Raw genomic sequence first — 8710 nt, forward strand, 5'->3', positions numbered from 1 at the left:
GGGCGGGCGGGGCCGGCCGCCGCAGGCGCTGGCGCGCGGGCCCCGGCGCGGGACGGCCCGCCTGACCCAGACCACGCGCCGCCCCGCCGGTGGCTCCAGGCGCCGGTCGAGCGGCGAGCCTGGGCGAGGCCGGACGAGTGCCGGCGCCCGGGCGAGGATCGGAGGGGGGCTGTCGGAGCTCGGCGGAACGCGGCAGCAGGGCCGGTACTGTCACCGTGAACGCCCCGGGACGCCTGGCCGGGTCGAGACACAGGTGGGGCCCCGCCTGTCCGGCGCAGGACGGAACTGGGAGCGATGGGCCTGTGGGGACCACTGGGGCTGTTGGGGCGAACCCGGGGAGGACGCGGGCACCGCGGCCGGACCGCCCAGGCTGAGCAGCCAGACCGCGAGGCCGCCAGGAAGATCCGGGCCATCGAGGGCGACCAGCCGTGCCTTGACTATCCGCAGGGCCGCCACCTCCCGCTGGCACTCCCCGCAGCAGGCAAGATGCGCGAGCGCGCGGTCGCGAGCGTCATGATCGAGCTGATGGTCGATGAGAGGCGAGATCCGATCGCCGAGATGCTCGGTCACGCCCGCCGCTCCCGCGGAGCACCACCCTTGCTCCCGGCGGCGACGGGCCCATGCCGTCCCCCGCTTCTGAGCCGCCCGTCGTCGCCTCGGCCCCGATGCGGTCTGGTCGTGCCCGGCGGCGCCGCGTCCGCCTCGGCGAGCTCCGCCGCCGGCCCGACGGCGGGCTCCGCGGCGAGAAGGGCGTCGTCCGAGACCGCCACGGCGGCGGACAACGCGGCACCGTCACCGGTACGTGGCGCGCGATCGGCCAGCGCCGCGCGCAACATCGCCCGACCGCGCGAGATCCGGCTGCGCACTGTGCCCAGTTTCACGCCCAGCGTCTGAGCGATCTCTTCGTAGGAGAGCTGCTCGATGTCGCATAGCACGACGGCGGCCCGGAAGTCGGGCGGCAGAGCGGCGAGCGCGGCCTCGACGTCCGCGTCGAGATGAGCCTCGGCGTAGACCGCCTCCGGGCTCGCCTCGCGGCCGGCCAGCCGCTCGGTGTCCTCGGGCAGCGCATCGAACCGGATCTTCTGCTGGCGACGCATGCGATCGAGGAAGAGGTTGGTGGTGATCCGGTGCAGCCACCCCTCGAAGGTGCCGGGGGTGTAGTCCGCCAACGACCGGAACACCCGAACGAACACGTCCTGCGTCAGGTCCTCGGCGTCGTGGGCGTTACCGGTGAGGCGGTAGGCGAGGCGGTAGACCCGGTTGCCGTGCTCACGGACCACGTCTTCCCAGGAAGGAGGAACCCAACCAGGAGCTTCTGCGGTGGCGGCGACGCCGGCGGCGTCCGAGCCCGCCCCGGGGTCCTGAGCAGCCACGGCCGCCTCTCGGTCGGTTCGCGTCAAACGTACCCGACGAGCCGGCCAGGGAGCGGCGAATCCCGCTGCGGACACCGACGTTTCTCCCCTCGATCCTCGACACGATGCGCGTTGACCAGATGAACGCGCGTCCCTGGTCTCCCGTTCCCGTAGGCTGCGGAAGTCATGCCGGACACTGACATCGGCGAGCTCGAGTCCGCCGCCGCCTATGCAGAGGGCTTCCTGCTGGAAGACCCGATCCTTCGCGCTGCCCGCGCCCGAGCCGAGGAGGTCGGGATCGTCCCGGTCAGCCCGGGTACCGGCGCGGTCCTGCGCTTCCTCGCCGCCGCCGTGGGCGCCCGCGCGGTGGTCGAGATCGGCACGGGTACCGGGGTCTCCGGTACCTGGCTGTTGCGCGGGATGCGGCCCGACGGGACCCTGACCACCATCGACGTCGAGGCCGAGCACCTTCGGCTGGCTCGGCGCACCTACGCCGACGCGGGGATGACCCCGGGGCGCAGCCGGCTGATCACCGGCCGCGCCCTCGACGTTCTCCCCCGCCTGACCGACGGCGCCTATGACCTCGTGTTCTGTGACGCGGACCGGCGTGAGGGCACCGAGTACCTCACCCAGGCCCTGCGGCTGCTGCGGCCGGGCGGCGTGGTGGCGTTCGCCAGCGTGCTGGCCCTGGCTCAAGGCCAGGCCACCGGCCCCGAGGCGGTGGCGGTCCGCGAACTCGCCACGGCTGTACGTGACGATGTGCGGCTCACCCAGATGCTCCTCACCACCGGCGGTGGCCTCCTGGTCGCCGTGGTCGCCAAGTCCTCCCCGGTCGGCTGAGCAGACACCCCGGCCGGCTGGCCAGGCACCCCGGTCGGGGTGACCGGTCCGCGGTAACACGATCGGGGCCAGCTGATCGTGCCGGTACCCGGTGGCTCCTCGGTGGACGCGTAAGGTGCGCTTAAGCGTGACATTCCTACGCCTTGGGGAGTAAATGGCACCGGCCGCACAGGAGTACCGGCGCTATGACGTCTACGACGGCGACCACGGCAACTACGGCGACTTCGACGCCTATGACAGCCGGGCCAGGGACGCCTATGACAGCCGCGCCGAGCCGCCGCCCGCCCCACGTGAGAGCCTGCTGCCCTACATCACGTTCGTCCTCGTCGTGGCGGTCCTGGCCGGGATTGCCGGTTACACGCTGAACCGCCTGGTGGGGCCGGCGCACGGCGCGCGCTCCGCCCACCCGGCCGTACCGGGCGCCACCCCCTCCCCGACGGCCGTACCCACCCCGTCGGCCGCGGGAGGCGGCCTCGCCGGCCTTACCGCCGAGCAGGTGGCGATCCGGCTGGCCGGCGCGGGCCTGCCGCTGCACACCACCGTCGTCTACACCGCGGCCAGCGACCCCGATCGTCTCCTGGGCCGGGCGAACGGCTACACCAGCAGAATCGCCTTCAGCGATCCGCGGGTGGGCGTCAACGAGGTCTCCGGGAGCCCCGCGGACGCGATCGAGCGCGGCGGCGCGATCGAGGTCTTCGCGGACGCGGAGAGCGCGCAGCGGCGGGCGACGAAGCTCCTCACCGTCACCGCCGACAACCCGCTCGTCACCGAGTACGTCTTCGTCCAGCGCACCGTGGTGCTCCGGGTCTCCCTGGTCCTCTCCGAGGACATCGCCCGGGGATACGAGGCCGTGCTCCTGCGTCTCGCGGCCTGACCTCCCCTTCGCGGCCCGGCAACACCCAGGGGTACCCGGGACACGTCTGGGGGTTCCGGGGTTCTACTCAGGCCGCCGGTGCCTGGGACGGCCCACCCGACAGCCAGGTCAGCAGGGTACGCACCCCCCACCCGGTGCCGCCCCGGCTGATCTCGCCGTCGTCGGCGTCCGACCGTGCGGTGCCCGCGATGTCCAGATGCGCCCAGGGCCGCCGGCCCGCGAACTCCCGCAGGAACAGCGCCGCGGTGATGGAACCGCCCCCGACGTCCAGCGCCCGGCCGATGTTGGCGAGGTCCGCCACCGGCGAGTCGATCGCCGCCCGGTACTCCTCCACCAACGGCAGCCGCCACACCCGTTCCCCGGCGCTGTCCGCCGCGGCGGACAGCGCCGCCGCCAACTGGTCGTCCGAGCTGAACAGCCCGGCGGTGCGCCGGCCGAGCGCCACGGCGATCGCTCCGGTCAGCGTGGCGAGGTCGACGATGACATCCGCGTCGAGCGCGCCCGCGGCGTAGGCGAGGCCGTCCGCCAGCACCAGGCGACCCTCGGCGTCGGTGTTCAGTACCTCCACCGTGGTCCCGCCCCAGCAGGTGATGACGTCGCCGGGACGCATGGCAGTCGCACCGATCATGTTCTCCGCCAGGCAGAGCAGACCGGTGACGCGCCCGGGCACGTTCAACGCCGGCAACGCGGTCATCGCCCCGAGCACCGCCGCCGCGCCCGCCATATCAGTCTTCATGCCGGCCATCGGGACGGCCGGCTTCAGGGAGAGCCCGCCCGAGTCGAAGGTGATTCCCTTCCCGACCAGGACCCGGTGACCATCGGTGAAGCGGCCCGCCGACGAACCATCCGGCCCCGCTGACCCGGTGGATCCCGCCGATCCGGTGGATCCCGCCAACCCGGCCTCGCCAGAAGTCCGCGGTGGCCCGTGATATTCGAGTTTGACCAGGTAGGGCGGCCGAGGGGAACCCTCACCGACGGCGCACAACCCCCCGAAGCCCTGCGCCGGAAGATCGTCGGGGCCGAGCAGGGTCGCGTCGAGACCCGCCGACGCGGCGATGCGCACGGCACGGTTCGCCAGCCACGCGGGTGACTTCACCAGACTCGGCATGTTGACCAGATCGCGGGCGATGTATACCCCGGTGGCCACCGCCCGCGCGGCGTCGACCGCGGCCGCCGCCCCAGGCTCGTCCGCCCGACCGGTGAGCACGATGACGTCGCCGGGCACGCCGTTCTCCGGCCCGGGCCGGCCGGCCGGGTCGGGCACTCCGCCAGCCGGGTCGGGCACTCCAGCGGCCCGGTAGGCGCCTAGCGCCAGACCTTCGGTGAAGGCCCTCAGGCCCGGATCGCCGGGCTCCGCCACCACCGCGAGCCGGTCCGGTGCCCCGGCGCGGCGGGCGAGCGCGGCGCCCGCGGCCCGCCAGTCACCCGGTTGACCGGCGCCGATGCCGACCACGAGCAGCCGGGTCGGCCGAGCCGTCCGGGCCAACGGCACCACCAGCACCGAACCCGCATCACCGCGCAGGGACTCGGACTCGACCAGCAGCGCGAGATCCAGTCCTAGATCGGCGCCGACGCCGCGGGCAGTCTCATCGAACACGGGTCCGTTCTCGGACGACGCGAGGACCAGGGCGACGGTCGCGGGCTCGACGCCGGCGACGGTGGCGGACCGTAGGGTGACGCTGAGAGGAAGCCTGATGAGCCCGTCGATCGCCGGGCCTGGCGCGGAATCAACGATGCTCATGCCGGCCTTCTCGCCGGGACCGCCGGACCACGACGGGACCCGGCTGCCCGCGGGACAGGCGCGAGGACAGCGCACACGGACGGACACACGGACGGTTAACCGACCGCGGTCTTCAGGGCATCCCCCAGCGCACTCGCCTCGTCGGCGGTGAGTTCCACGACGAGCCGACCGCCCCCCTCCAGCGGGACACGCATGACGATGCCGCGCCCCTCCTTGGTCACCTCGAGCGGACCGTCACCCGTCCGCGGCTTCATGGCCGCCATCGGTGCACCTCTTCCTGCCGTCGGACCTGCATCTGACGACGATTATCCCGTAGACCGGACCGCAAACCGAAACACGTCTCTGCGCGGCATCACAACAGTCGCCCGCCGCAACATCAAGAGGTGGGCATCGATGTTGACGGCGGCGCCTGTACGTGTCCCTGCGTAGGCCAGATCGACCGGCTACCAACAGTCGATTGTAATGCCACAGACAGTCGGCGGATGCCACGGACAGGCGGCGGCGATCACTCGTCGATCTGTGGCGAGCGAGTAACCCGATGCCCGTCCGGCGATGGCGCGGTGTCGACGCGCGCGAACGCGGCCAGCCGGACCAGCTCCTCGTCCCGCCAGGCCAGCTCGTCGGCCAGCCGAAGCAGGACGGCGTCAACCTCGGCCATCCGGTAACCACGCAGCGCCATCCCGAACCGCGTGCGGGCAATGTCGCCGGCTGTTACCGTACCGACAGGTAGTCCGGTGGGAGCGCCGTCCGGCGGCGCCGGGGCGAGCCGATCGAAGCGACCGACGGCCAGCGCGGCCACCGCGAAGACGACGGCGGCCACGATCACAATTTCGATGACGAGCACCACGCATCCGATCCTGCCACGGCCCGCCGATCGCGGTGATTCTGGCAGGCTGGCCCGGTGCATGCCGACGCTGCCCACCCGGCCCCGCTACGGCGGGATCCGCTACGACTGGGTCCGCGGACCTTCGAGCCGACCGAGCTGATCGTGATGGCGATCGTCAACCGCACCCCGGACTCCTTCTTCGACCGCGGGGCGACGTACGGTGCGGCCGAGGCGTTGGCTGCGGTCGACCGTGCGGTCGACGAGGGGGCGGGGATCATCGACATCGGCGGGGTGAAGGCCGCGCCCGGCGGCGAGGTGAGTGCGACCGAGGAGCTGCGCCGCGTGGGTGGCTTCGTCGCCGAGGTCCGGGCCCGCCACCCCCGGCTGGTCATCAGCGTCGACACCTGGCGCGCGCAGGTCGGACGGGTCGTCGCGGGTGAGGGCGCCGACCTGCTCAACGATGCCTGGGGCGGGGTGGACCCGGCGCTCGCCGAGGTCGCGGCCGAGTTCGACGCCGGTCTGGTCTGCACCCACGCCGGCCATCTGCCGCCGCGCACCCGGCCGCACCGGATGGTCTACGACGACGTGGTCGCCGACATCGTCGCCACCACGGTGGGGCTCGCCGAGCGGGCGGTGTCGCTCGGGGTCCGGCCGGATGCGATCCTCGTCGATCCCGGGCACGACTTCGGCAAGAACAGCCGCCACTCCCTCGAGGCCACCCGCCGGCTGCCGGAACTGGTCGCCACCGGGTGGCCGGTGCTCGTCGCGCTGTCGAACAAGGACTTCGTCGGGGAGACCCTGGACACCGGCATCGACGAACGCCTGGAGGGCACGCTGGCCGCGACCGCGGTCAGCGCCTGGCTCGGGGCCCGGGTCTTCCGGGCGCACCAGGTGGCGGCGACGTGGCGGACGCTGCGGATGGTCGCGGCGATCCGGGGCGACGTCGACCTCGCCGTCGCCCGCCGCGGCCTCGCCTGAGGACCGCCCTCGCCTACCCAGCCAGCTCGCCTATCCAGAGGGATTTTTCGGACACGAAACCCTCTGGATAGGCAAGGAACAGGAACAGGAACGGGCTCAGTCGCCCTCGACGATCTCCCGCAGGGTCGGGGGCGGGGGCGAGGTGACGGTCGCCTCTGTCACACCCGCCTCCAGGAAGTCCACCGCCTCGCCGATGCCGGTCGCCCAGCAGAGGGTGTCCCGGGCGCGCGGGCGGACGAACCCGCGGTCGACCATCTCGTCGACGAGGATCCGCAGGTGGGCAAAGACCCCGTCGGGGTCGAGGACCACCACGGGCTTGGTGTGCATGCGCAGGACCCCGGCGACCCAGACCTCAAGCAGCTCCTCAAGGGTGCCCAGGCCCCCGGGCAGAGCCAGGAAGGCGTCCGAGCGCGCGTCCATGAGCGCCTTACGCTCCCGCATGGTCTCCGTGACGATGATCTCGTCCGCGTCCAGGTCGCGGACCTCCATCGCGACCAGCGCCCGCGGGATCACGCCGACCGTGTAACTTCCGCCGGCCCGCGCCGCCCGGGCGATCGCCCCCATGCACGACACCGAGCCTCCGCCGGAGACCAGGGTGTGGCCGCGCCGGGCAAGCTCGGTGCCGGTCTGGGCCGCCAGCAGGACGTACGAGGGGTCGATCAGCTCGGAGGAGGCGCAGTACACGCAGATGTTCACGGAATATCCATACCTGCGGGCCGGGTGTGCCCGGCGGTTCCCTCCAGGATGATGCGCACGGCCTCGTGGATGCCGTCGGTGATCGAGAGGATCTGCAGGTCCCGCTCCTGGACCAGGCCGGCGGGCAGCAGGGTCGTCCGCATCCAGTCGACGAGTCCCGACCAGTACTCGGAGCCGATCAGCACCACTGGGAACCGGGTGACCTTGCCGGTCTGGACCAGAGTCAGCGCCTCGAACAGCTCGTCGAGCGTGCCGAACCCACCGGGGAGGATCACGAACGCCTCGGCGTACTTCACGAACATCGTCTTGCGGACGAAGAAGTAGCGGAAACTGACGCCGAGGTCGACCCAGTCGTTGAGCCGCTGCTCGTAGGGAAGCTCAATACCGAGGCCCACCGACAGGCCGCCGGCCTCCTGGGCCCCACGGTTCACCGCCTCCATCGCGCCCGGCCCCCCGCCGGTGATCACCGCGAAGCCGGCCTCGGCGAGCGCGGCGCCGAGCAGCCGGCCCTGCTCGTAGAACGGGCTGTCCGGGGGAATCCGGGCCGAGCCGAAGACGGTCACCGCCCGTGGCAGTTCGGCGAGCAGGCCGAAACCCTCGACGAACTCGCTCTGGATCCGCATGACCCGCCACGGGTCGGAATGGACGAACCCCGAGGGGCTGCGGGTGTCGAGCAGGCGCTGATCCGTGGTGGAGTGCTCCACCTGGCCACGCCGGGCAATGACTGGCCCACGGAACTGCTCCGGCGGCGGGATGCGGCGCTCGCGGCCGGTGGTCGGTGGCTGGGCACCGACAGGTGCGGGGTCGGAACCCGCAGAGCGTCCCACGGGCGTGTCGTCAGAAGAAGGCGCGGCGCCATCCTCCTCAGCAAGCGGTAGGGAGGGCGGCTCCGGGCTCGAGGACGGTGTCACGACGGCACCATAGGCCACGGCTCGGGCGTTGCGGGATGACGCCGCCCACGTCGGTGAAGCCGCTCACGCCGGTGGATCAGGACGCCCCCTCGCGGCGCAACAAGGCGAACACCGTGCGCCGGAGGACGTAGAAGTCCTTCGACTTCCCTTTTCGCGCGCATCAGTCATGTATCAGTCATGTGTCAGTGCGGGACACGACACGGGCCAGCACGGCGTCACCCCTCGGCAGCCGGCAGTGGAACGCGCACCCGCTGCAACGCGGCGCGGATGTCGGAGTAAGAGACGTCCTGAACGGCGACGCCCTGGCGAATCCCGCTTCCGGCCGCGATCGCCGCCGTCTGGCCGAGCATCATGAACACTGGTTCCATCCGCAGGGAGCACCAGGCGACGTGCGAGGAGGAGACGCAGACCGGGACGGCGAGGTTCACGCACTCCTGGCGGCGCGGCAGAATCGAGCACAGCGATACCGGCCACGGCCCCGACGCGGGAACG

At 72.2% G+C, this 8710-nt stretch carries 11 protein-coding genes; 3 read left to right on the forward strand and 8 right to left on the reverse strand.

Annotated elements, in window-relative coordinates; all coding sequences use genetic code 11:
- Positions 1–210: 210 nt before the first annotated feature.
- Positions 211–570 carry an anti-sigma factor family protein gene (locus ACY45C_RS17295; protein ID WP_462188598.1) on the reverse strand — a complete coding sequence of 120 codons (360 nt, stop codon included), beginning with the start codon at positions 568–570 and terminating at the stop codon, positions 211–213.
- Entirely contained in the window at positions 567–1373 is an 807-nt protein-coding gene (gene sigE / locus ACY45C_RS17300; protein WP_462188599.1) for an RNA polymerase sigma factor SigE, read from the reverse strand. The genes ACY45C_RS17295 and sigE overlap by 4 nt, the downstream gene beginning before the upstream one ends.
- A 165-nt stretch (positions 1374–1538) precedes the next feature.
- Here sigE and ACY45C_RS17305 point away from each other — a divergent pair, with 165 nt between their 5' ends.
- Together ACY45C_RS17305 and ACY45C_RS17310 are read left to right on the forward strand one after the other, a co-directional pair.
- Positions 1539–2192: an O-methyltransferase gene (locus tag ACY45C_RS17305; protein ID WP_011438208.1), complete on the forward strand. Its 654-nt coding sequence runs from the start codon at positions 1539–1541 to the stop codon at positions 2190–2192.
- A gap of 154 nt (positions 2193–2346) precedes the next feature.
- Positions 2347–3066, forward strand: coding sequence for a hypothetical protein (locus tag ACY45C_RS17310; RefSeq protein ID WP_462188600.1), 720 nt, complete (start codon positions 2347–2349; stop codon positions 3064–3066).
- Positions 3067–3133: 67 nt separating this feature from the next.
- Here ACY45C_RS17310 and ACY45C_RS17315 read toward each other — a convergent pair whose 3' ends face one another.
- The 3 genes from ACY45C_RS17315 to ACY45C_RS17325 all read right to left on the reverse strand — a co-directional run bounded on the left by ACY45C_RS17315 (position 3134) and on the right by ACY45C_RS17325 (position 5654).
- On the reverse strand, positions 3134–4807 hold the full coding sequence (locus tag ACY45C_RS17315) for a leucyl aminopeptidase family protein (protein ID WP_462188601.1): 1674 nt from the start codon (positions 4805–4807) through the stop codon (positions 3134–3136).
- 95 nt (positions 4808–4902) lie between these two features.
- Entirely contained in the window at positions 4903–5070 is a 168-nt protein-coding gene (locus ACY45C_RS17320) for a DUF3117 domain-containing protein (protein WP_007511639.1), read from the reverse strand.
- A gap of 242 nt (positions 5071–5312) precedes the next feature.
- The gene (locus ACY45C_RS17325) at positions 5313–5654 is read right to left on the reverse strand and encodes a DivIVA domain-containing protein (RefSeq protein WP_462188602.1); all 342 of its coding nucleotides are present in this window, start codon (positions 5652–5654) and stop codon (positions 5313–5315) included.
- A 144-nt stretch (positions 5655–5798) separates the two neighbouring features.
- On the opposite strand from ACY45C_RS17325, the gene folP reads away from it, so the two are divergent.
- The gene (folP, locus tag ACY45C_RS17330) at positions 5799–6611 is read left to right on the forward strand and encodes a dihydropteroate synthase (protein WP_462188606.1); all 813 of its coding nucleotides are present in this window, start codon (positions 5799–5801) and stop codon (positions 6609–6611) included.
- A 96-nt stretch (positions 6612–6707) separates the two neighbouring features.
- Here the strand turns inward: folP and ACY45C_RS17335 are convergent, their stop codons facing one another.
- The 3 genes from ACY45C_RS17335 to ACY45C_RS17345 form a co-directional block, all read right to left on the reverse strand.
- Complete coding sequence (locus ACY45C_RS17335) at positions 6708–7307, reverse strand: LOG family protein (protein ID WP_462188603.1); 600 nt, start codon at positions 7305–7307, stop codon at positions 6708–6710.
- Positions 7304–8134, reverse strand: a complete 831-nt coding sequence (locus ACY45C_RS17340; RefSeq protein WP_462188604.1) for an LOG family protein — start codon at positions 8132–8134, stop codon at positions 7304–7306. Before ACY45C_RS17340 ends, ACY45C_RS17335 begins: the two co-directional genes overlap by 4 nt.
- Positions 8135–8433: 299 nt before the next feature.
- The coding region (locus ACY45C_RS17345) for an FAD-dependent oxidoreductase (RefSeq protein WP_462188605.1) at positions 8434–8710 on the reverse strand (277 nt) is incomplete at its 5' end.

It is taken from the genome of Frankia sp. CcWB2, from assembly GCF_977927585.1.

Coding starts and splice junctions, on each gene's coding strand:
- ACY45C_RS17305 (WP_011438208.1), top strand. CDS start 1,539: ATGCCGGACACTGACATCGGCGAGCTCGAGTCCGCCGCCGCCTATGCA.
- ACY45C_RS17310 (WP_462188600.1), top strand. CDS start 2,347: ATGGCACCGGCCGCACAGGAGTACCGGCGCTATGACGTCTACGACGGC.
- ACY45C_RS17315 (WP_462188601.1), bottom strand. CDS start 4,807: ATGAGCATCGTTGATTCCGCGCCAGGCCCGGCGATCGACGGGCTCATC.
- ACY45C_RS17320 (WP_007511639.1), bottom strand. CDS start 5,070: ATGGCGGCCATGAAGCCGCGGACGGGTGACGGTCCGCTCGAGGTGACC.
- folP (WP_462188606.1), top strand. CDS start 5,799: ATGGCGATCGTCAACCGCACCCCGGACTCCTTCTTCGACCGCGGGGCG.